The organism is Rhizobium sp. 11_C7_N12_5 (genome assembly GCF_051811145.1).
In the GTDB taxonomy this organism is placed as follows: Bacteria; Pseudomonadota; Alphaproteobacteria; order Rhizobiales; family Rhizobiaceae; genus Rhizobium; species Rhizobium lusitanum.
Genome location: NZ_JBPWPY010000001.1, coordinates 2297369 through 2319482, shown reverse-complemented (window position 1 = coordinate 2319482; position 22114 = coordinate 2297369). Strand labels below are relative to the sequence as shown.

Genomic DNA, 22114 nt, shown 5'->3' with positions numbered 1-22114 from the left:
GAAATGATGTCCGCATCTCTGTTCTTTCAACATCGTTTTCAGCAATTTCGCGGCCTGTTCAAATGGGTAGCGCTTGTCGTGCCGATGGCGGTAGCCGTCGGTTCGCTCTGCGCACTGTTTCTGTGGAGCCTGGATAGGGCAACGGCGGCGCGTTTCGAACATCCCTGGCTGATCTTCCTGATGCCCGTTGCCGGTTTCCTGATGGTGTTGGTCTATCAGCGCTTCGGCCGCGGCGCGGAAGGCGGCAACAACCTGATCGTCGACCAGATCCATGAGCCTGGCGGCGGCGTGCCGCTGCGCATGGCGCCCTTCATTCTCGTGTCGACTGTTCTGACGCATTTGGTTGGTGGCTCTGCCGGGCGCGAGGGAACGGCGGTGCAGCTCGGTGGTAGCATTGCGAGCGCCTTCGCGAGGGTTTTCCGCCTCAGTCATACCGAGATCCGCATACTTCTCATGGCGGGCATAGCAGCCGGCTTTGGCGCGGTCTTCGGTACGCCGATCGCGGGTGCGGTCTTTGCGCTTGAGGTGCTGACGATCGGGCGCATGCAGTATGAAGCGCTGATCCCGAGCCTTGCGGCCGCGATAACAGCCGATTGGACCTGCCATTCCTGGGGCATCGAGCATATCCAGTACCATATCGGCTATCTCGCGGGCACGCCGGCGAGCACCTTCCACCTCGATGCGCTGCTGCTTGTCAAAGTCGGCGTCGCCGGCGTGCTCTTCGGCCTGATGGCGCGCTGCTTCAGCGAGATCTCGCATATAGCGTCTGCGGCCTTCAAGAGGCTCTGTGCTTACGCGCCGCTGCGGCCTGTCATCGCCAGCGCGGTGCTGATCGGTCTCGTCTATTTGCTTGGCACCCGGGAATATCTCGGGCTTGGCGTCTGGTCGCCCAATCCTGCCGACGCGACGATCCTCGGCTTCTTCGATCCGGCTGATGTCGATTATTGGAGCTGGTTCTGGAAGGCAGTTTTCACGATCGTTACCCTCAGCGCCGGCTTCAAGGGCGGGGAAGTGACGCCGCTGTTCTTTATCGGTGCCGCACTCGGCAATGCGCTTGCGGCGATCCTCGGCGCGCCTGCTGATCTCTTTGCAGGTCTGGGTTTCGTCGCCGTCTTTGCCGGGGCCACCAACACGCCGCTCGCCTGCATGATCATGGGCATCGAGCTCTTCGGCGCGACGCATACGGTCTATCTCGCCGTCGCCTGTTTTCTTGCCTACATCTGCAGCGGCCATACCAGCATCTATTTGTCACAGCGTCTCGGCATCGCAAAGAGCGCGGCCTCCGGCCACATTCCCTCCGGTATCCCTCTTCGCCATATTCGCGACATCACCATGAATGGACGCAGTGAAGATGATCGCAAAAACAATCAGGCCCCGCCGCCGCTACAACAGGAGCGGGACATTCAATAAGGTCGCTTTGCGATTGTCTCGCGCATTGCGAAGCTGATGATCAAGATGTTTTGATCGGCAATGTCGTGGACGTGAATATCGGCGCTTAACCGTAGCGGGAGATTGTCGTGATCTATCTTGTCGTTTTTCTCGGCGCCGGATTGGGTGGCGCTTTCCGTCTCGGCGTCAACGAGCTTGCTGCTCGTCTGTTCGGGGGCGAATTTCCGTTCGGTACGCTTATCATCAATGTCGTCGGCGCATTCATCATGGGGGTGCTGACGGAATATTTCGCCTTCCGTGGCGGAGTGTCTCAGGAGCTTCGGCTTTTTCTGACAACAGGCATTCTGGGCGGGTTCACGACGTTTTCAACGTTTGCGCTGGAGAGCGTCGTGCTTTGGGAGCGCGGCCAATGGATGCCCTTCGTGGCTTATGTCGGCCTGTCCGTTTTTCTGTCGCTAGGGGCCCTGATTGCCGGATTTGCCGTTGTCCGGCTAATAATTCAGGCTCAAACCATCTAGGCGGATGGCTCAGGTCTGTCGTGCCGTATTTTTGCCAATTCTGGGGTGAATTTCTTCGAGAAATCACCGGAGATTCAATCCACGACAAATCACCGCTCGTTGTGAACGGACTCTCTTGCGAAATTCGACTAATCAACTCATATAAACGCTTATTATGATCATCGCATAACAGAGGAGTCCGGCGTCAATCAGGAACGGGCGGGCGAGCATTGAAAGCGTCGAACCTGTTGCTCCCCCGGAATTTCCGTGCAGATTCCCCCTGAGGCAGCCTTCCTCCCTGACCGCCCTAAAGACAGACATGACGGAGAGCCCCTTGAGCGCACCTGCTCCCACTTCCACCGAATCTCATGCTCCGGAACAAACCTTTGGCACAACCGGCATCGCGCCGATGGACCGCCCGAGCGCCCTGACACGTTTTTTCATGGGCATCGTTGCCTGGGCCGAAGGCCTCAATCTGAAATATGCCAAGCTCGGCAATCCGCCGGTCTACAACAGCGCGACCTTCCCCTGGGCGGCCGAGATCGAGAAGGATTATCCGGCGATCCGCGCGGAGCTCGAAAAGGTGCTGCTGCGCCAGAGCGAGCTGCCGACATTCCAGGACATCTCCACCGATGTGAAGACCATCTCGACCGACACCCGCTGGAAGACCTTCTTCCTTCTCGGTTTCGGCGTGAAGTCCGAGCAAAACATCAAGGCATGCCCGAACACCTGGGCGGCGGTACAGAAAATCCCCGGGCTGACGACCGCCATGTTCTCCATCTTCGAGCCCGGCAAGCATCTTCCCGCACATCGCGGCCCCTATAACGGCGTGTTGCGCCTGCATCTCGGCCTCATCGTGCCAGAACCACAGGACCAGCTCGCCATTCGCGTCGACAAGCAGATTTGCCATTGGCAGGAAGGCAAGGCGCTGATCTTTGACGACGCCTACGAGCATGAAGCCTGGAACCACACCGACAAGACCCGCGTGGTGCTCTTCGTCGATTTCGTCAAGCCGCTGAAATTCCCGGCCCGCTTTGTCAACTGGGCCTTGATGAACCTGGCGATCTTCACGCCGTTCATCAAGGAAGGTCTCGACAACCACAAGGAATGGGAAAAGAAGTTCTATGCCGAGGCAGAGGCGCTGAGAAATCGCCCAAGGGCATAATCCACGCTGGCTTGTGAATTCTACGAAAAACCCCGGAATCCGCAGCGGATTCCGGGGTTTTGCTTTTGGTCGGTCAGGCTCAGCGGTTGAACTGGCTTATCCGTCTCTTCGGTATCTTCGTCATTATCATCGGTTGACTGCGTGGTAGTGGTTTTACCGCCCAGATTGCCAGGCGGCGCCGAGATGGCATTGTCACCATCGAAGCTGGCTTCCTTGAGCAGGCGATGGCCAGTGCGCGTGCGGCTTCGGCTTTCGCCTGGCTTCCGACTCTTCGCGGCTCTTGCTGGCGACCGCAATGGTGCTTTCCTGCGCGACGATCCGGTTGTCGCGCGAGCCTCCGTCTCATGCTGCTGGACAGCACGGGTCGAGCCGATGTTGGCGGACTCGCGCACCTGCTTGGCCATGGCTTCGCGTTCGGCGATGGCTGCAATGGCAGCAACCGCTGCTGCGATGACTATTTTATCGTGCGCACGATTGCCGCGCCCGATGTCATGCCGCCGCCGAAAGCGACGAGGCCGAGATTGAGTGGCTCGGGCCGTTCGTTGGCGACGTGAAGCATGGCAAGCGGGATGCTCGAAGAGCTGGTGTTGCCGTAGTTCTCGATGACGCTCAGTGCCGGGCGGCCGCTGCGCTTGGCGATGGTGTCGATGATGCGCTGGTTGGCCTGATGCGGCACCAGCAGATCGAGATTGGCGAGTTCAATGCCGGCGTCGACACAAGCGTCCTCGATCGAGCGGGACATGGAGTGCACCGCCTCGGTGAAGACCGCGCGGCCGTTCATGGCGATGACGCCTTCATCCGGCAGAGGGACGAAGAGAAGATCGCCCGGTTCCGGGCGGCCGCTGATGGTCGGACGGCTTGCCGCAAATAGCGGGCTGCGCGCCATGTCGCGGGTGGTCACGAGGCTGGCGGTGGCGGCGTCGCCGAACAGGATGGCGGTGGAGAAATCCTTCATGTCGAGCAGCGGAGACAGCACTTCCGAGGTGACGATCAGCACCTTCGCGTCATTCTGCTGCGCGATGAAATCGTAGGCCTGCTGCAGCGCGTAGAGATAGCCGGAACAGGCGGCGCCCATATCGTAGGCGGCAAGGGACGGCCGCACGCCGTCTTCGGCGACCGCAACGGCGACGCGGCTGGCAAGCGACGGCGTGGCGATATCGGGGGTGCCCGTCGCGGCGATGACCAGATCGATGTCGTGGATCGACATCTGGGTCTGGCGCAGCAGATCGCGAACGGCCGCTGTCGCAAGGCTCAACGTGCCTTCCCCAGGACCGACCCAGAACCGGCTCTTGATGCCGGTCAGTGCAAAGATTTCGTCGGCGCGCCGGTTCGGCCAATGATGGATGATGTCTTCGTTGGCGACCCGGCGGGCGCCGGTCGCAAAGCCGATGCCGCTGACGGCTATTTCCGAGAAACTGCCGGAATGACGGCGCAGTGCCGGAATGGAGTGCGATTTCAGGCGGCGCAGCACGAACTTGTTTTGCGTCTCCGAGGCGAGAGCGAAGTTCTGTTCGCTCGTATCCCGGTTGGCGTCAACGGTCAGAAGCGTGCTGTCGGTGGCGATCTGGTCACCGATCCTTGCGAAGACCTCGAGCACGACTCCGCCGATATTGGCACAGATTTCCACCGAGGCCTTCGTCGCCTCGACGACGGCCACGAGCTGACCGACCTCGATCGTGTCGCCCGGCTTGACCAGGAGATCGGTGATCAACACGTTCTCGTCGGCGGGACCGGAGCCGATTGCCTTGATGGCGGCGGTCGGGCCGCTATCATCCTCTTCGTGCCAGGTGACCTCGCATTCGAGAACCTCGGCCATCAGGTCGACGAGCTTGCGGTAGGACGGCAGCATTTCGAGCTGGTTGCGGAAATTGAAGGGAACATGCGCGTCCGAGCGGGCAAGCCTGCGGACGACGACGGGAACGTCGGCCTTTTCGGTGACGGTGGCGACGATCTCGGCGCCCATGCCGACAGTGCGGTTGTCTTCATGCACGACGATCAGCCGTCTCGTGCGCTTGGCGCTTGCCAGCACTTCCCTTTCATCCCACGGCGAGATGGAACGGAGGTCGATCACCTCGACGGAAAAGCCCTGCGCTTCGAAGGCCTTGGCGGCGTTGGCACAGAGAGACACCGTGTTGCCGTAGCTGACCAGTGTCAGGTCGCGGCCGCGGGCAACGTAGCGCGACAGGCCCGGACGGACGAAATGCTTGTCGAGATCGGTCGAGGTGCGGCCGTCGGAATTGTTGAGCACCGCTTTCGGATAGAGGAAAACGGTGGGGCGCCTCGATTCGAACGCGGCATTCAGCAGGCCGGCGGCATCGCCGGCACTGGAGGGCATGACGACATCGATGCCGGGCGTATGGGCCAGCATGCTTTCGAAGCTCTGCGCGTGGAATGGCCCGAGGCCGGGCTTGTAGCCGCCGCAGCTCACCATCAGGATCACGGGAGATTCCCAGGCGCCCTTGGTGCGCCAGTACATGCTGCCCATTTCCGAGACGATCTGGTTATAGGCGAGCGGCAGGAAATCGGCGAATTGCAGGAAGGCGACTGGCCGTTGCCCGGCGAGCGCCCGGCCGACGGCGGTGCCGACGATGGTGGATTCGGTGAGTGCCGCGTTGCGAACGCGCTCGGGATATTTGGTGCTGAGGCCGCGGGTGACGCCGAAGACATCGCCCTTGGGATCTTCGATATCCTGGCCGAACAGCACGACTTCGGGATTGGCGGCCAATTGCCTGTCGAGCACGCCGTTCAGCGCCTCGCGCATGGTCAGCGTTGCTTCGCGCTCGAGACCGCGATACTCCGCCGTTTTGGCGAAGGAGGCGGGGTATGGGGCTTTTGCATCCGGCTCGACCTCGGGTGCATCTTCCTTGCGGGCGAGTGCGGCTTCCGCCTGCACTTCCGCTGTCAGCTCCTGTTCGATCTTCTCGAGCGCATCAGCGCTGACGCCCGCTTTTTGAAGCATCGCCCGCAAGTTTGGAAGTGGATCGCGGGAAGAGCCCGATTCGATCTCCAATAGGGTGCGATAGGTCTTCTGGTCGTCGGCATTGGTATGGTCGGACAGGCGCTCGAGATTGAGAAGCACGATGCTCGGAGTACGGTTGTTGCGGCTGTGGCGAACGGCCTTGCGGAAGGCCTCTCGCGAGGCCGGCAGATCGTCGCCGTCAGTGCGGATGATGTCGATGCCGTAGAAGGAGGATGCGGGGCCATCGGGCAGATCGAAGAAGGTCTGCTTGCTGGTCCGTGTCGAGATGGAGAAACTGTTGTCCTCGACGATGAAGACAATCGGATACTGGCTGCGAACCGCTTCTGCCACGGCCTCGAGGAACTCGCCCTGCTGGGTCGTACCGTCGCCGACGCAGCAGATGGCGATCGGCATGCCGGGCTTGTATTTCAGCGATGCGGCGACACCGACTGCATGCAGCGCATTGTTGCCTACCGGGCCGACGATGGAGGTAATGTTGAGCGCGCGTGAGGATAGATGCGCACTCATCTGCCGGCCGGCGGAATGGGAATTGGCTGTGGCGAGCAGGCTCGAGAAGAACTCACGAATGGGCATGCCGCGCGCCAGCATCAGGGCCTTGTCGCGATAGTGCAGATGCAGCCAGTCGTCGTCATGGAGGAATTCGTTGAGCAGCGCCGTCGACTCGTGCCCGGCGCCGGAGACATGAAAATGTGCTATGCCTTGCTTAATGAATTCTCGCTCAAGCCTATCTATTTCTCTAGAAATAAAGAATATTCTATGGAGTTGCTTGAGGTATTCTGTGGTAAACCTCCCTTCCATCTCAATGATTTTCCTAATCTTTCATCATGAATAATTTGTGTGGACCTAGGTAACCCCCCGGGGTGCCTTTTTCAATACACGTTAAATGACAATATCCTCTCGAATTGAAATGGATTTACGTGCATTGGCCCGGCCGGGATTCGTGGCAGCCGATGCCCTTTGCTGAGCGAGTTCGACATTTTGCCCACCCGGAAATTCGGATTGGTGCAACGATCCGGAGGGGTTGCTAGCTGGATTTGCGGATCGGTTCGTTGGCCTGCTCGCGGGCAGCAGCCGCCTTTGCGGCCAGCTCTTCCTTGTCCCGCAATTCCTTCGGCTTCTTGCCGATGATCTGCTTGGCGCCCTTCTTGGAAAAGGGTTGCACAAGCTGGGCGAGGAAACTGTCGGCGACCTTGCCGGTGATGCCGATGTCGGTGGAGGAGGGGCGGGGCGGATTGTAATAGGTGCCGAGGATCTGGTCCCAGATGACAAGGTTCTCGCCGTAATTGGTGTTGCCCTCGGCAAGCAGCTTGGAGTGATGCCAACGGTGAAGGCGCGGAGTCGACAGGATCCAGTCGAGCGGGCCGGTGCGCACATCGATGTTGCAATGGGTCAGAAGGCCGATAAAGGCAGTGACGGCGCCGATCCACAGGAAGACCGGCAGCGGCGCGCCGAGCAGATAGAGCGGGATCTGGCTGAGCGCGATCTTGAACAGGCTGTCGATGATATGAAAGCGCCCGGTATTGATGACCCATAGGCGTTCGACGCTGTGATGCAAGGCATGGAAACGCCAGAGCGACAGGTGCTCGTGGGCCAGGCGATGGGCGAGATAGAGGCCGAATTCGGCGATGATGAGTCCCAGCACGACCTGCAAGGCCATCGGCAATTGATCCGGCCAGATATTTGCCTTGTGGCTCAGGAAAGGTTGCGCAACGATTGCCACCGCCATCGGAAATGACGTGCCGATGGCCGCCGCGATCTGTACGGCACCCTTGCTCAGGAGCGTATGCGCGAGGTTGTTGAACGTCTCGCCATCGGCATCGAGCCAAGTCTCCTCATAGGGCATGAGCCGCTCGAAGAGCGCGATTGTCGCAACGACCGAGAGATAGACGACATTGAACCACAGCAGATGCATCTGCGAATGGAACGCGAAATACGAGCCCGTCAGTCCGGCGCAAAAGATGGCCGGCCACAACAGGGATGAAACAGCAGCGTAGAGACGCGAACTGCTCTGAAATGTCATGCCACTATCCTCGGATCGTCATCAGGTGGGTTGGCGCGAATATAGGCGATATGTACCGTGATGATTGCGGCCACGGAAGCGGAATCTTGAGTGGAACAGAAGTGTTTTTGTTTCATTATATTGCTGACACCGATCGAGTTCGCCATCCTCGGTTGCTCTACGTCGGGAATCCGGCTCGTCCAACGACTGTTCTAGGGAAGGCTGCCCTGACGGCAATGAAAAGGTGTCGGAATTGGATATTCCTTCCAAGTACAGAATTCACGAGACCGAACATTGGCTCGTGAACCATCGCATCGACACGGTCCTGCCGGGCTACCTGATGGTCGGCTCCAAGTCGGGAACCAACGCATTGTACGATCTGCCGACCGGAGCGCTTGTATCGCTTGGGCCTCTCCTTGCCAGGGCGCAGCGGGAAGTCGAAACCCTGCTTCGTCCCAAGCGTGTCTATATCGGCCGTTACGGTCATTCGCCGGGGCATCCGATCCATTTCCATATCATACCGGTCTATGATTGGCTTGAGACCCTGTTCTGGAAGGATGAGCGCTATCGAGCTCTCGCCTCCTTCGGCAGGCCTGCTGCCGAGCCGGAGACGGATGGGGCCGAGCTGACATTTTACATCTGGCGGGAGTTTTGCGAAGCACCAAATCCACCGCAGGTGACGGGGCCGATGGTTTCGGATGTTGTCGAGCTGATGCGAAGCGCGTTCTTGGTTGCATAGAGGAAACCGAACGCGTCGTGTGCTGCCGAGAATCCCTTTGGCATCGAAACACCACGCCAGAGGGGCTCTGGCTGGTTAGCCGAACGTCAGCTTGCTCTTCTGCTGCCCGACTTCGTCGAAATTCTCGGGGCTAAGCCAGCGCTCATATCCGGCCTTCAGTCTCGGCCAATCGGCATCGATCATCGCGAACCAGGCGGTGTCGCGGTTCAGGCCCTTGGCGACCATATGCTGACGGAAAATGCCCTCGAAGGTGAAGCCGAAGCGTTCGGCGGCACGTTTTGACGGTTCATTGAGATTGTTGCACTTCCATTCGAAACGGCGGTAGCCGAGCGTATCGAAGACGTAGGATGCAAAGAGATAGAGGGTTTCGGTGGTCGCGCGGCTGCGGGCGATCGCCGGCCCCCAGAGGATGCTGCCGATCTCGATGACGCCGTGCGTGCTATCGATGCGCATCAGGGCTTGGCGACCTTCGGCACGGCCGGTCCGCTTGTCGATCACCGCAAAGAACAGGGGATCCGTGCTGGAGGCAGATTTTTCGAGCCAGGGAGAAAAGGCAGCATAATCGGCAGGCGCATCCTCGAACAGATAGCGGAAGCGATCCTCGGCGCCGGGAGCCTGAGCCGAGGCAAACAGCTCCGCGCCATGGCGCGCCGGATCGAGCGGTTCGATCCTCACATAGCGACCTTCGAGGGTGATTCTTTCGGGGCGTGGCACGCCGCTCCAGTTGGCAAGATCCATGTCAAAGTCCTTTGGTCATCAAATGCAGCTCAGCGAATCCGGCCCGATCCTATCAGGTCCGAGAGCGGTTGCGGTAGCGCGATCCCGTCGGGCATGCCGGGCGCGGCTTGCGCCGGGGCCAGCTGGCTTCTTATGGGCAGGACGCCGGCCCAGACCGGGTAGTCCGCTTCGTCGATGTCGCCCGGCGGGCCGTTGCGGACCTTGGCAGTCGCCTCGTCGATTTTCATCCGCAGGACCGATGTCGCCTTCGCTTCCTGCCCCGTCATCGGCCTCAGGCTGTCCCAGCGGCCGGGAAACAGGTCTTCGATAAGGCGGCGCAAGGCATCGGCTTTCTCTTCGACGTCATCAACCAGGCGTGCCGTGCCGAAGACCATGGCGGAGCGGTAGTTGACCGAATGATTGAAGGCGGAGCGGCCGAGCACGTAGCCGTCCATGATGCTGCAGGTCAGGCAGACTGGCATGTCTTCCGCCGCACGCAGGAAGCGGCTGGCGGCCGAGCCATGCCAATAGACGTATTCGCCTTCGCGCCAGTGCAAGGTCGGTGTCACATACGGCGCACCATCGATGACATAGCCGACGTGACAGAGAGGAGAGGCATCCAGAATGGCGTGGACTTCGGCGCGGGCGTGGCTGCCGCGGCGGGGGCTGCGCCGCACGCGGCTGCGCTCAGTAGTCGGGTAGTCCTCTGTGGCGGGCGGATAGTGATCGGCCATGTCTTCCTCATCGATTGATCGTTGATCTCTGCCAGCAAAGAGGTAGGCTATAAACAGCCAGTTTCTCGATTTTTAACAGACCAGTTGGAGCTTGATGACATCTGTAGCGCAATGGCCGGCGCTCGACCGGACCTCGGGTGATCTGGAAGGGCAGGTCTATCGCGTGATGCGCGACCGTATCCTTCATGGGCAGATGCCAGCGGGGCAACGCGTGCCCTCGACGCGGGCGCTGGCCATCTCGCTCGGTGTCGCGCGCTCAACCGTGGTCAACGCCTATGACCGCCTGAAGGCGGAGGGCTATCTGCAATCGACGACAGGTGCCGCAACCCGCGTTGCTGCTTTCTCGGCGCCACCCCTACAGGGGCAGGTCGCAGCGCCACCGCCCAGCTCGCCCCAGACCACAGAGTTCGCCACGGGTGGGTTGTTCGAGCCCGGTGTGCCAGATGTCTCCGCTTTCCCCCATGCCGCCTGGGCGCGATGTCTCGGCGCCCGCGGCCGGTCACTTCGGGTGCATGATCTCGGTTATGGCGCCCATGGCGGCATTCCAGAATTGCGCGCTGCGATCCTCGACCATATTTCGGCGACGCGCGGCGTGATCGCCCGTCCCGAACAGGTGTTGATCGTGCCTTCGACCGGCGCGGCGATCAGCCTGCTTGCGAGCGTTCTGCTCTGGGCAGATCATCCGAATGGTGGCCTCGCATGGATCGAGGATCCCGGCTACGCCACCGCGCACGCATTGCTCCGGATGGCGGGTGCCGCTCTGGTGGCTGTGCCCTGCGATGAGGAAGGCATCGATATTGCCCGCGCGGACGGACCGCCGCCGCGGCTGATCTACGTCACGCCTTCGCATCAATATCCGACCGGCGTGACCATGAGCCTGTCACGCCGCCTTGCGCTGCTCGAATTTGCCCGCGCCACGGGCGCGATCGTGCTGGAAGACGATTACGACAGTGAATTTCAGTATGCCTCCCGCCCGATCGCCGCGTTGCAGGGCATCGATCGTGGCGAAGTGGTCGCCTATCTCGGCACGTTTTCGAAAACGCTCGCGCCCGGTCTGCGCGTCGCCTATGCCGTTGTGCCTTCCAGGCTCGTGGCGACCGTCGAGGCAGCGCAACGGCTGAGAGGGGCGGTCGTGCCTGTTCATATCCAGGCAGCCCTTGCCGACTTTATCGACGAAGGCCGGTTTCGCGCGCATCTCAGGCATATGAATGCCGTTTACGCGGAACGCATGGCCGCTGTTGTCTCCGCCCTCAATCGTCATTGCGGCGCGTGGCTTGATGTCGGCGAAGGCAACGGAGGCCAGCAACTGGCGAGTTGGTTCCGGGACATCGCCGTCGATGACGTCGCGGCCGTTCGCTCCATCAATTCTCACGGCTTCGCATTGCGGGCCATGTCCTCACTGCATCTCGGGCCATCGCGGCCGGGGATGTTGTTCGGTATCGCCCGCATGGAGGCTGCTGCGGCGAATGCGGCGGCGGAGAGAATTGCCAGGCTGCTTGCGATGTCGGCAGCTGCCTGAGACGCGGAGTTGGTGTGTCCTTTTAGACCTGGTTCCAGCGACGGATGACCGGCTCGGTCAGGTCGTGTTCGTAGCCGAGCACGCTGATGCTTGTCGTGTCGAGCACCAGGCGTGCGCCGTCTTGCGGGGGCAGGCCGACCCAACGGGTGGCAAAGACCCGCAGGAAATGGGCGCTGGAGAAGATCAGGACGGAGCCGTCGATGGCGCGAAGTTCGCTGATGATCCGGTCGGCGCGCGCACCGACATCGGCTGCCGTCTCGCCGTTCGGGCAGCCGTCGCGGAAGAGTTGCCAGTCGGGGCGTTCGGCCAGGATCGCCTTGGTGGTGATGCCCTCATAGGCGCCGTAGTCCCATTCCGCCAGATCGTCCTTGACAATGCGCCGACCGCCGAAACCCGCCAGCGCGCAGGTATTCTGGGCGCGTTGCGACGGGCTCGACCAGACAGCGGCGAAATCGATGGCAGGCAGACGCCCGGCGACTTTGCGGGCGGCTTCTTCGCCGGCGGCGGTCAAAGGAATGTCGGTTCGGCCCGTGTGCCTGCCGGAAAGGCTCCACTCCGTCTGCCCGTGCCGCACCAGATAGACTTCGGGATGGGCGCTGCTCATGTGACCGTTTCTCCAATTGGCTGATGATGCCGAATTCTTCGCATCCGCGAAGGGTCCTGTCGAGGGGCGAGATCCGGCGACATGCGCGACAGTGGTGGGCTTGGCGGAATTCGCGATTGAGGCGGTCATATTCCCCTGCAGGCCCGAAGAGGCTCGCAGGGGAACATGAAATATCACCGCTTCACCGCACGGCGGACGCTGTAGAGCAGAATGGCGAGGCAGCCGAACAGCAGGAGAACTGCCCCCGCGAGCGGCGGCATGGCGAGAAATTCAACCGCGCCCGCAATTGCGAGGATGAGGATCAGGCAGAGGGTCGCGAGGCTGCCGTCGTCGATGAACATGCCGATGAGCTCGGACAGGGCGATACGGAGCACGGTCATTGGGCTGCCTTTGCTGTGGGGGTGCCGGTGGAGCCGCGCAGGCCGCGAAGAATGGCGAAGGAGGCCAGCGAAACGATCGCAAAGATGGCGATCAAGGCGAGATCCGCGCCCGGCCAGCGAGTGCCGATGCCTTCACCGGTCCAGAAAATGCCGAAGCTGGTGAGCATCAGGCCGACGACGAATTTGAGGGTGTTTTCCGGCACGGTGGCAAGCGGACGATGTACCAGCAACCCGATCAGCATGACCAGAACGAAGGCGGCAAGAGCGCCGAGACCGGCATAGAGCGTCAGGCCATGCGCGCCGCCGACGGCGATGACGATGAAGACCACCTCGACGCCCTCAAGCAGCACCGCCTTGAAGGCGGCGAGGCCGGCAAGGTAGTCGGCGCGGCGATCCGTGGATTGCGCTTTCAAGGATGCGGTCTCCTTCGAGAAGGCCGCTTCCTCGTCATGCAAGGCGATGACGCCCAGGGACCGGAGAATGGCTTTGCGCAGCCAGCGCATCCCGAACAGGATCAGGAGAACGCCGACGACGAATTGCAGCATTTCGATGGGCACGAGCGCCAGCAACGGCCCGAAGATGAGGACGAGGGCCGCCAGCACGGCGAGCGCGAGCGCGGCACCCGTCAGCGCCGGGCGCCAGCTGCGCGTCACCCCGACAGCAAGGACGATGGTGAAGGCTTCCACGACCTCGACGAAAGAACCAAGGAAGGATGCCGTCACCGTGGAGAGAATGGGTGTGAGGCTGCTCATGAAACGATTCCCGAATGACGATGAGGACTTTGATTTCGCATGGTCTTCTCCGTAGATTTTCTTCGTGCCCTGGGTGAACTTGCGCCCGAGGCCGAATGGCCGCCGCATGATGCGAGCCTTGGCTCGCACCGGACGCCTCGACGTTCACTTCCGTTTCCTTGTGCCGCGTTTGCTCCAGGCCTTGTCGATAGAACCGCGCAGCATGCTGAGTTGATCAAGGCTATCGAGGGCTGCTTCCTTGTTCCTCGCTGCCAGTGCAACGATCATCGCTTCGATCAGAACCATCGTGCCGCCATGCATGGCGAGATGATCGGCATTGCCACGCGGCAGGGGAAGGATCTCCGCCACCTTGCCTGCAACCAGCGGGCCGAGGTCGTCGCTGATCAATATGACCGGCACGTCATGCCGAGCGGCGTGATCGAGGAGGATATCGACTTCGCGATAGAGCGGCGCATAGGCCATCATCAGCACCGCATCGCCTTTGCCGACCCACAGGAGGCGATCCGCCAAGGCAATGCCCGAGACGGAGAGGGCGTTCGTCGGCAGGCCGATGCGGTTGAATTGCAGGCTGGCATAGTCCGCCATGGCGCCTGAGGGGCCGATACCGAAGACATGGCGCCGCGCCGCGCCAGCCAGAATATCGATGCAACGTTCAAAGCTTACCGCGAACTGCTGATCCCGCAAAGCCTCCAATGCCTTTTCGTGGATGCTCATCACGTGGCGAAGCGCATCGCCACCCGTCTCGGCCAGCGTCCGCTCCATCCGGTCGCCGGGTGACGGCATGCCCGTCAGTTCGGAGAGCAAGGCGGCACGCAGCGCAGACAGGCTTTCGAAGCCAAGCGCACGTGCGGTGCGCACGACGGTCGCGTCGCTGGCGCCGGCACGCTCGGCAATCTGGGCGGCGGAATTCAGCAGGACCGCCTGCTTCTGGTCGATGAAGAAACGGGCGATGCGCTGTTCCGCCGGGGCGAGCGCATCGAGCGCTGCGAGAACCCGGCTTTCGAAGGTCTGCCGCTCCTGCGTCTTCTCCGTCATTCGTGCAATTTCGTTTCGTAGTAAATGCTACTCCTATTAATATTAGTAGCATTTACTACTTAGTGATGACAACAGGATTCAGCACATGCCTCGCCGCGTAGCGAAGCATGTGCTGTTCCAGTCGATCACGGAAGGCGGCCGGGTCGGTCTTGAATTATGCCGCCAATGCCGCGCGCACGGCAGGGATGACCTTCTGGCCGTATAGTTCGATGCAGCGCATCAACTTGTCGTGGCCGAGCGGACCGGCGCTGTACTTCAATTGAAAGCGGTTGATGCCGAGCGTCTTGATAACCGGGGCGAGCTTGGCGGCGACCGTTTCCGGCGAGCCGACATAGAGCGAACCTTTTTCGATCTCGTTTTCGAATTCGTTTCGGGTCATGGGCGGCCAGCCGCGCTCGCGACCGATCCGGTCGCGCATAGCCTTGTAGCAGGGCCACAATTCCTCGCGGGCCTGATCGTCGGTGTCAGCGATATAGCCCGGCGAATGGATACCGATCGGCCTCACAGGCTTGCCCAGTTGCGCGAAGGCCCGGTGATAGAGATCGACATAGGGCTGGAAGCGATAGGGGCTGCCGCCGATGATCGCCAGCATGAGCGGCAGATCATATTGGGCGGCACGGACAACCGATTCCGGGCTGCCGCCGACGCCGATCCATGTCTTCAGATGGCCGCTCTCGATGGTCGGGAAAACCCGCTGGTTTTGCAATGGCGGACGGATGCTGCCCTGCCAGGTCACCGGCTCGTTGGAAAGTAGAGCCGCGAACAGGTCCAGCTTCTCCTCGAAGAGCTGTTCGTATTGCGACAGCTCGAAGCCGAACAGCGGGAAGGATTCCGTAAACGACCCCCGGCCGAGGATCACCTCGGCCCGACCGTTCGAGATGGCATTGAGGCTGGAGAAGCGTTGGAAGACGCGGATCGGGTCATCCGAGCTCAGAACCGTTACGGCCGATCCCAGATGAATGTGCGAGGTGCGGCTGGCGATGGCGGCCAGTATGGTCTCGGGGGAGGAGACGGCGAAGTCCTCGCGGTGATGTTCGCCGATGCCGAAGAAATCGATGCCGAGCTGATCGGCAAGGACGCCTTCCTCGACGACGTTGCGGATGACTTGCGCGTGCGGCAGCGGCGCGCCGTTGTCGTCAAAGGTCACGTCGCCGAAGGTATCGAGTCCGAATTCGACATTATTTGTCGTCATGATTTTTCCCGTCGTCTGTCCAAATGATATTGAGAGGGCATGTAGCGCCGTTCCGGATCGTCAACTACCCGGAAAGTTTCGGCTGAAACCTTCGAGGAATTCGATATGGCAATGGCAATCGACCGCATTCCGCAGCGTCGGCGTTGCGTTCGGCGATACTGCCTCCAATATTAGCTTCGACATCAAGCTGCCTGGCGAGAAGGAGGAGCGCATGATCACGCTGAAAAAAGTCAATCTTACCAAGGCTTTTGCAGCCTTCGACGAGGCTTGGAGCCCGCGCGTCGGCGGCGACATCAACGATTTTCAGGTCAAGCTCGTCAAGCTGGATGGCGCCTTCCATTGGCATCATCATGAAGCGGAGGACGAGCTGTTCCTGGTCGTCAGGGGCACTCTGCGCATGAAGCTGCGGGAGGAAAACGGCGGCGATATCGTCCTCGGTCCGGGCGAATATATCGTCGTGCCGCATGGCGTGGAACATTGCCCGGTCGCCGAACCGACGTGCGAAGTCGTGCTCTTCGAGCCGAATACGACGCTCAATACGGGCAATGTGGAAAACGAGCGGACGATCCGCCAGCCTAAGCGACTTTGAATAATCCCAATTGTTTGGCAGCCCCACCGAAACGGGGCTGCCGGCTACTGAGGGCCGCGTATCACTTCTGCGCCAGCTTGTTCGACGGCGTGCGGCAGGCGGCAAATACGTCCAGGCTCGGATCGTAGACTTTCGTCGATATGTCCATCATCCCAAGAACACTATGGAAGATGTTGTCGTGCGAGTGCGTGCCCTCAGGCGCGCGCTTGGACAGACAGGCCATGTCGTAGCCGCCCGCCTTTGCCAGATCGTCGGCCATCCACACCAGCATCGGCACCTGCGTCTGCTGTACAGGCGCGATGATATAGGGCGCGCCATGCAGATAGATGCCATTCTCACCGAGCGACTCGCCGTGATCCGAGAAATAAAGGACAGCTCCGGACAGCGAGTTCGAGCGCTGCTTCAGCTTGTCGATGATCATCGAGACGATATGATCGGTGTAGAGGATCGTATTGTCGTAGGCGTTGGTGATTTCTTCTTGCGAGCAGGAGCCGAAGTCGTTGGCGCGGCAATCCGGACGGAAGCGGCGGAACTCCTCGGGGTAGCGTTGATAGTAGGCCGGGCCATGGCTGCCAAGTTGGTGCAGCACGAGGACGCTATCGCCCTTCACCTTGTCCAGCCAGCCATCGACCTTGTCGACGAGGATTTCATCCTTGCATTCCCCGTCCTTGCAGAAGCGGGGATCGTTCGAGGGCGGCAGGTAGGTGTAGGGGACGCGATCGGTTACATTGTAGCTGCCGGTGTCATTGTCCAGCCAAGTCACGCCGACCTTGGCGTGGGTCAGCACATCGAGCAGATTTTCCGTCTCCAGCCCCTTGCGATGGCTGTATTCCGCCCGCGTATAGACGGAGAACAGGCAAGGTATCGAGGTTGCAGTCGCCGTGCCGCAGCTGCTGGTATTGGGGAAGTAGACGACATTGCGCTTCGCCAGCTCCGGATTGGTCATCTTGGCATAGCCGCCGAGCGAAAAGTTCTGCGCGCGCGCGGTTTCGCCCGCCACGATGATCGTGACGCGCGGCTTGCCGTTATCAACAACGCCGACCCTGCGGGCGTCCGTCCCCAATGGGCCTGCGACGACATTTGCATCCCTTTGCGTGTCGATGGCGTAGCGCACCACGCTGGTGATCGGCATGACCGGATTAAGGGTATCCATGAGGTCGCGATGGGCACGACCGACGCCGGCATAAGTCTTGTAGAAGGTGGTGCCTGAAGCGACGAAGACGGCGACGCAGGCGAGAATGACGGCGGTGTTATGGACAAGCTTCTTGAAAATGGGGCGATGGACGATCCGCACCCAGATGATCACCAGCGAGGGCAGAATGCCCGTCAGCAGCACATGCATCGCAAAGCGCGCCGTGATCAGGTGTCCGGCTTCAGCGCCCGTCGACACGGCGGCATTGCGGATCATCTCCTTGTCGATGATCACGCCGAACTGATCGTTGAACCAGGAGGATACCGACGCCACAAGCACGAAGAAGATCAGGACGGGTTTCGTGACATATTTCGCGGAGAACAGCGTGAAGAATGCAAAAATGCCTGCAGAGATACCGGCCACGAAGGCAATGAAGGCAGCAGGTTCGGTCGTGAAATAGCTGTAGGCCTTGGTCCAGAACATCTGGTTCGTCACGAGAAGTACATAAAGAGCGACTATAAGGCATAGCGTAACACTGCCGATGGCCGGCCTGACGAAATGTCGGCCAGAAGATATATTTTTTTCGTTCAATGGTTTTCTCCGAGGCATGTGCTGTCGGCGGGGCCGGAAAACCCGGTGGCGCAAGGCGCAGGTTCGCGTGTTAAAGCCGGCGACCATGGCGGCCGTTCCTGACAAATACCTGAACGACAGACGCTTGAACACAGCTGTTTTGTGGTCGCTTCCTATTATCTTTGCTTTTTGCCGCGCCGACGTCTGAATTTCAGGTCGCCGTCAGAAATCCTCATCATAGCTCCTTGATTGCAACGAGGGAGCAATCGTGCGGGTCTTATTGGTCGAGGACAATCCCACTATCGGCAACGCGATACAGGATCATCTGTGCGCGGAAGGCTGGTCGGTGGACTGGTCGATGACTCTGGAGTCCGCAACGACCGCCGTCATGGCTCGAGCTTACAACGTCATTCTTCTTGATCTCCGATTGCCCGATGGAAGTGGCCTCACATTGCTAAGGCATGCGGAAGCACGGGCGGATTCGACGCCGGTGATCGTTATGTCCGCCTATGATCAGCTGTCGGATCAGATGACGGCGATGGGTATCGGGGCCGTTGATTATCTCGTAAAGCCTTTCGGGCTTGCCGAGATGACAGCCCGCATCCGCAAGGCAGCCAGGCTCAGTCGCCTGATTCGTCTGCGCAATGCCGGATGAGCGCTGCTGTTTTCAAGACTGCGTGGATGATCCCGAGCGCGTGAAATCCATGACAGCCATCGCAGCCGCAAAGACCACCAACGACAGAAGCCAGCCGAGGACAGCGTCCGACAGGTAATGGGCGCCCATGAGCACGCGCATTATAGGCATGATTACGGAGACGATGGCGAGTGGGATGCCGATCGGGAGGCGCCAGCGCTGCGGCAGCAGCAGCACCAGACAGAGGAGCCAACCGCCGGACGAAGCCTCTCCAGAAACGAAGGAGCAATTTCCCAAGCACCGGCCAGCGAACGAACCTGCCTGGACGAAATCCAGTCCGCCGCCAAAGAGGTCCGTGCTGCGCGGCCTCGGTCTGCCGGCATATCCTTTCAGGAACGTATTGACGATCAGGCCGCAACCGATACCCAATGACAGCAGGGCGGCGATATACTGATCCGTTTTCAGCGTTCGCCGACGAGCGCCGTGTTTGCGCCAGAACATGACGAGGATAGCCAGCAAGACAACGACGGCAATATAGGGAAGGGCCAACGTCACATCACGCAGCGCTTCGATAAGGGGATTTCTCGCAAGAGCAAAGGTGCCGCAGATTTTGCCTGCGGCACTCGATGATGCGCAGGGCGCGGCCGTGAAAACGCTCCGAGCTACCCACAGGTCGATACCGGGGAATCGATTGAAGACGAGCAGCAGCAGCCACCAAAGCGCAAATAGCGCCAAAAATGCCGCGAGGGGTGTGCCTACCGACGTCGTGCGTTTTGTGTATGCAAGGTCACTGTCGTACATCGGCCGGCCACTGTCATAAACAAATCTAAGACAAGCGCCCACCAGTGTTTTTGTAAATCACCGCTATAGCCGCCCCACGGCGGCCCTTACAACAGAAGCCTGACAGCAACCTGAAAGATAGAAATGCCTGAAAAAATCCATTAGCTGGCTAAGTGAATTCGAGGTTGGGTCGGCGGATTGGCTGCATTTCGCCGCTTATTGCGGATTGCCGTCTATTCGCCGACCTTGAAATAGGCTTCCAGCCGATAGCCGTCGGGATCGATCACGAAAGTTGCATAGTAGAACTGGCTGTAATCTGGCCTTATACCCGGCTTGCCGTTGTCTTCGCCGCCATTGGCAATGCCGGCGGCATGGAAGGCGTCGACGGCTTCCCGGCTTGGAGCGACGAAGCAGAAATGCAGGCCGGAACCGCGATCGGCGGGCACCGGCCGCTCCACTTCGCTGACCCAGAACTGGGGCCGTTCCGCGCCATAACCGATGGTGCCGTCGAAATTGCTCAGGCGTTCATAGCCAAGCGTCGAAAGTGTTGCGTCGTAAAACTGCTGCGCCCGCGCCAGGTCTTTGACGCCGATCGAGATATGGTCGAACATAGAAACGAGCTCCCGCCGTGTTGTCTGCGGAGCATTACGGAAATCCGTGCTGCTGGGGAAGCGTCGGATATTCCAAAGTCCGCAGGTCCAATTTGGCCCCACCATCTTGCAACGATTGTGGGAAGTCAACAAAGGCAACGCGGTGGATCAGGATGTCGCCCAGTCCAGCCTCTCCGGTTCCAGGCAAGTTGCTTCCATGCTGTCGATATTGGTAAATTGGCCGGCCTGGAGGTTCGATTTTCTGTCGTTCGGAAGCGATCGCAAATTTTTTTAAAAGCGCCTGTCGATTTTCCGATGGCCGCTTCGTCGTCAATATGAGCGGGTTCATTTGAGCGGCAATGGTGCCGGCGGCTCGTTTCTGGAGGAATCGTCCCATGCGTTTCATGTCTATCGTCACTTCTACCGATTTCATGCAACCGACACCGGAGCTTCTCGATGCCATAAACAAGCTTGCCGATCGGGAGATCAAAGCCGGTCGCATGATCGATACGGCGGGCTTGATGCCGCTTGCGACCGGCGCTCGCGTCACCATACGGGATCGCGAGCTGAGCGTTGTCGACGGGCCTTTCGTGGAGGCCAAGGAAGTCGTCGGCGGCTATGCGATCTTCGAGCTGCAGAGCAAGGAAGAGGCCGTGGCGCTGGCGGTCGAGTTCATGCAGTTGCACAAGGATTTCATGCCGGGCTGGGAGGGAACATGCGAAGTGCGCGCCTACTTCGAACCACATGCGGAGGGTGTATGCGATCCGCTCCCCCATGCGGCCGTCGGGCACTGATGATCTGCAATCGGGAGAGGCGGCCGTGACGGCCGCCGGCACCCATCGGACGATCCTCGCCGTGTGGCGGATCGAGCAGCCCAGGCTGATCACGAGCCTGGCGAGGATGCTGCGCGATGTTCCGCTCGCCGAGGATCTGACGCAGGAGGCTCTGGTTGCCGCCCTGGAGCGCTGGCCGGAGGCGGGCATCCCGGAGCGACCCGGCGCCTGGCTCATGGCGACGGCCAAACGCCGGGCGCTTGATGATTTGCGCCGTCGTCAGATGCTCGATCGCAAGCACGACATGATTGTCAGGGACATGGAAGAGGATCAGCAGGTCATGCCGGATCTCGATGCCGCCCTGGATGATGATATCGGCGATGAAATGCTGCGGCTGGTTTTCACTGCTTGTCATCCGCTGCTGTCTCGCGAGGCGCGTGTCGCGCTGGCCTTGCGGATGGTCTGTGGACTGACGACGGAGGAGATCGCCAGGGCGTTTCTCCTGTCGGAAGCGACGATCGCCCAGCGCATCGTCCGCGCCAAGCGGACGCTGTCGGACTCGGGACTGTCTTACGAAACGCCGCATGGCGAGGAGCTGTCGCAGCGATTGGCCACGGTGCTGGAGGTCGTCTATCTGATCTTCAATGAAGGTTACACGGCGGCGCGGGGTGAAAACTGGCTGCGGTTGCAGCTCTGCAACGAGGCGCTGCGATTGGGCCGGGTGCTGACGTCGGTGGCGCCGCAGGAGCCGGAAGCGCATGCGCTGCTTGCCCTGATGGAATTGAACGCTTCCCGCGCGGCGGCGCGGACGGACGCCGCCGGTGATCCGATCCTGCTGCTCGATCAAAATCGTGCGCTTTGGGATCAGTTGCAGATCCATCGCGGTTTGCAGGCGCTGGCGCGGGTGCGGGAACTGGGCGGCGCCGGTGGCGTCTATGCCCTTCAAGCGGCGATTGTCGCCTGCCATGCGAGGGCTCACACAGCCGGGGAAACCGATTGGAGACGGATTGCCGAACTCTATGCGGAGCTCGCCGCGATCCTGCGCTCTCCGGTCGTGGAGCTCAACCGCGCCGTCGCCATCGGCATGGTCGACGGCCCCGAGGCGGCGCTGGAGATCGTCGAGCAACTCGCGCATGAGCCCGCATTGAAAGGCTATCATCTCCTGCCCAGCGTTCGCGGCGATCTTCTCTATAAGCTCGGCCGGTATGACGAGGCGTGTTGTGCCTTCGAGGCGGCCGCGGCGCTTGCCGGAAATCAGAGAGAGCGGGATTTGCTGATGCGTCGGGCTGCTGAAGCAGCGTCTGCCTGAAAGGAATGAACCCGCTCTTTGACGAGCGGGTCGTG

At 60.6% G+C, this 22114-nt stretch carries 22 protein-coding genes and 1 pseudogene; 9 read left to right on the top strand and 14 right to left on the bottom strand.

The annotated features are described in order from the left end of the window. The first annotated feature begins 6 nt into the window (after positions 1-6). From AB8B29_RS11440 to AB8B29_RS11430, 3 genes are all read left to right on the top strand, one after another. A complete protein-coding gene (locus AB8B29_RS11440) occupies positions 7-1410 on the top strand; it encodes a voltage-gated chloride channel family protein (protein ID WP_113118517.1) in 1404 nt (467 codons plus the stop codon). Between the two features lie 107 nt (positions 1411-1517). Further along, a complete protein-coding gene (crcB, locus tag AB8B29_RS11435; protein ID WP_113118467.1) occupies positions 1518-1907 on the top strand; it encodes a fluoride efflux transporter CrcB in 390 nt (129 codons plus the stop codon). A 298-nt stretch (positions 1908-2205) separates the two neighbouring features. Continuing rightward, the gene (locus tag AB8B29_RS11430) at positions 2206-3051 is read left to right on the top strand and encodes an aspartyl/asparaginyl beta-hydroxylase domain-containing protein (protein ID WP_080760682.1); all 846 of its coding nucleotides are present in this window, start codon (positions 2206-2208) and stop codon (positions 3049-3051) included. 208 nt (positions 3052-3259) lie between these two features. Here AB8B29_RS11430 and AB8B29_RS11425 read toward each other — a convergent pair. The 3 genes and pseudogenes from AB8B29_RS11425 to AB8B29_RS11415 form a co-directional block, all read right to left on the bottom strand. Next, positions 3260-3482 (bottom strand): annotated as a pseudogene (locus tag AB8B29_RS11425) (flotillin family protein); the annotation flags it as partial. A 23-nt stretch (positions 3483-3505) separates the two neighbouring features. Continuing rightward, a complete protein-coding gene (locus AB8B29_RS11420) occupies positions 3506-6829 on the bottom strand; it encodes a thiamine pyrophosphate-dependent enzyme (protein ID WP_439006539.1) in 3324 nt (1107 codons plus the stop codon). Positions 6830-7055: 226 nt separating this feature from the next. Then, positions 7056-8051 (bottom strand): sterol desaturase family protein, encoded by a 996-nt coding sequence (locus AB8B29_RS11415; RefSeq protein ID WP_113118468.1) that lies wholly within the window; start codon positions 8049-8051, stop codon positions 7056-7058. Positions 8052-8283: 232 nt separating this feature from the next. On the opposite strand from AB8B29_RS11415, the gene AB8B29_RS11410 reads away from it, so the two are divergent. Then, entirely contained in the window at positions 8284-8769 is a 486-nt protein-coding gene (locus tag AB8B29_RS11410) for an HIT family protein (protein ID WP_047638726.1), read from the top strand. Between the two features lie 75 nt (positions 8770-8844). Here the strand turns inward: AB8B29_RS11410 and AB8B29_RS11405 are convergent, their stop codons facing one another. Both AB8B29_RS11405 and AB8B29_RS11400 read right to left on the bottom strand, forming a co-directional pair. After that, positions 8845-9507 (bottom strand): GNAT family N-acetyltransferase, encoded by a 663-nt coding sequence (locus AB8B29_RS11405; protein ID WP_047562480.1) that lies wholly within the window; start codon positions 9505-9507, stop codon positions 8845-8847. Positions 9508-9536: 29 nt separating this feature from the next. Next, positions 9537-10220 (bottom strand): pyridoxamine 5'-phosphate oxidase family protein, encoded by a 684-nt coding sequence (locus AB8B29_RS11400; protein ID WP_113118469.1) that lies wholly within the window; start codon positions 10218-10220, stop codon positions 9537-9539. Positions 10221-10314: 94 nt separating this feature from the next. Between AB8B29_RS11400 and AB8B29_RS11395 the strand changes: the two genes are divergently transcribed. Continuing rightward, a complete protein-coding gene (locus AB8B29_RS11395; RefSeq protein ID WP_439006538.1) occupies positions 10315-11739 on the top strand; it encodes a PLP-dependent aminotransferase family protein in 1425 nt (474 codons plus the stop codon). A gap of 22 nt (positions 11740-11761) precedes the next feature. Here AB8B29_RS11395 and AB8B29_RS11390 read toward each other — a convergent pair whose 3' ends face one another. The 5 genes from AB8B29_RS11390 to AB8B29_RS11370 all read right to left on the bottom strand — a co-directional run bounded on the left by AB8B29_RS11390 (position 11762) and on the right by AB8B29_RS11370 (position 15702). Next, the gene (locus tag AB8B29_RS11390; RefSeq protein ID WP_047562484.1) at positions 11762-12343 is read right to left on the bottom strand and encodes a histidine phosphatase family protein; all 582 of its coding nucleotides are present in this window, start codon (positions 12341-12343) and stop codon (positions 11762-11764) included. Between the two features lie 173 nt (positions 12344-12516). Continuing rightward, positions 12517-12723: a hypothetical protein gene (locus AB8B29_RS11385; RefSeq protein WP_037195044.1), complete on the bottom strand. Its 207-nt coding sequence runs from the start codon at positions 12721-12723 to the stop codon at positions 12517-12519. Beyond that, the gene (locus tag AB8B29_RS11380; RefSeq protein ID WP_047562938.1) at positions 12720-13475 is read right to left on the bottom strand and encodes a COG4280 domain-containing protein; all 756 of its coding nucleotides are present in this window, start codon (positions 13473-13475) and stop codon (positions 12720-12722) included. Before AB8B29_RS11380 ends, AB8B29_RS11385 begins: the two co-directional genes overlap by 4 nt. Positions 13476-13619: 144 nt before the next feature. Beyond that, positions 13620-14510: a MurR/RpiR family transcriptional regulator gene (locus tag AB8B29_RS11375; protein WP_037195041.1), complete on the bottom strand. Its 891-nt coding sequence runs from the start codon at positions 14508-14510 to the stop codon at positions 13620-13622. Between the two features lie 154 nt (positions 14511-14664). Further along, entirely contained in the window at positions 14665-15702 is a 1038-nt protein-coding gene (locus AB8B29_RS11370; protein WP_037195039.1) for an LLM class flavin-dependent oxidoreductase, read from the bottom strand. 211 nt (positions 15703-15913) lie between these two features. On the opposite strand from AB8B29_RS11370, the gene AB8B29_RS11365 reads away from it, so the two are divergent. Continuing rightward, positions 15914-16291, top strand: coding sequence for a cupin domain-containing protein (locus AB8B29_RS11365; RefSeq protein ID WP_037195419.1), 378 nt, complete (start codon positions 15914-15916; stop codon positions 16289-16291). Positions 16292-16352: 61 nt separating this feature from the next. Here the strand turns inward: AB8B29_RS11365 and AB8B29_RS11360 are convergent, their stop codons facing one another. After that, positions 16353-18032 carry a phosphoethanolamine transferase gene (locus AB8B29_RS11360; protein WP_234903743.1) on the bottom strand — a complete coding sequence of 560 codons (1680 nt, stop codon included), beginning with the start codon at positions 18030-18032 and terminating at the stop codon, positions 16353-16355. Between the two features lie 229 nt (positions 18033-18261). On the opposite strand from AB8B29_RS11360, the gene AB8B29_RS11355 reads away from it, so the two are divergent. Continuing rightward, positions 18262-18648 carry a response regulator transcription factor gene (locus AB8B29_RS11355; protein ID WP_439006537.1) on the top strand — a complete coding sequence of 129 codons (387 nt, stop codon included), beginning with the start codon at positions 18262-18264 and terminating at the stop codon, positions 18646-18648. Positions 18649-18660: 12 nt separating this feature from the next. Here the strand turns inward: AB8B29_RS11355 and AB8B29_RS11350 are convergent, their stop codons facing one another. The 3 genes from AB8B29_RS11350 to AB8B29_RS11340 form a co-directional block, all read right to left on the bottom strand. Beyond that, complete coding sequence (locus AB8B29_RS11350; protein WP_047638724.1) at positions 18661-19428, bottom strand: phosphatase PAP2 family protein; 768 nt, start codon at positions 19426-19428, stop codon at positions 18661-18663. Between the two features lie 212 nt (positions 19429-19640). Next, on the bottom strand, positions 19641-20018 hold the full coding sequence (locus tag AB8B29_RS11345; RefSeq protein WP_047562498.1) for a VOC family protein: 378 nt from the start codon (positions 20016-20018) through the stop codon (positions 19641-19643). Between the two features lie 34 nt (positions 20019-20052). Continuing rightward, positions 20053-20403, bottom strand: a complete 351-nt coding sequence (locus AB8B29_RS11340; protein WP_162740586.1) for a hypothetical protein — start codon at positions 20401-20403, stop codon at positions 20053-20055. On the opposite strand from AB8B29_RS11340, the gene AB8B29_RS11335 reads away from it, so the two are divergent. Both AB8B29_RS11335 and AB8B29_RS11330 read left to right on the top strand, forming a co-directional pair. After that, positions 20393-20791, top strand: a complete 399-nt coding sequence (locus tag AB8B29_RS11335) for a YciI family protein (protein WP_047562501.1) — start codon at positions 20393-20395, stop codon at positions 20789-20791. The genes AB8B29_RS11340 and AB8B29_RS11335 overlap by 11 nt on opposite strands. 25 nt (positions 20792-20816) lie before the next feature. Continuing rightward, the gene (locus tag AB8B29_RS11330) at positions 20817-22079 is read left to right on the top strand and encodes a sigma-70 family RNA polymerase sigma factor (RefSeq protein ID WP_113118518.1); all 1263 of its coding nucleotides are present in this window, start codon (positions 20817-20819) and stop codon (positions 22077-22079) included. The last annotated feature ends 35 nt before the right edge of the window (positions 22080-22114 follow it).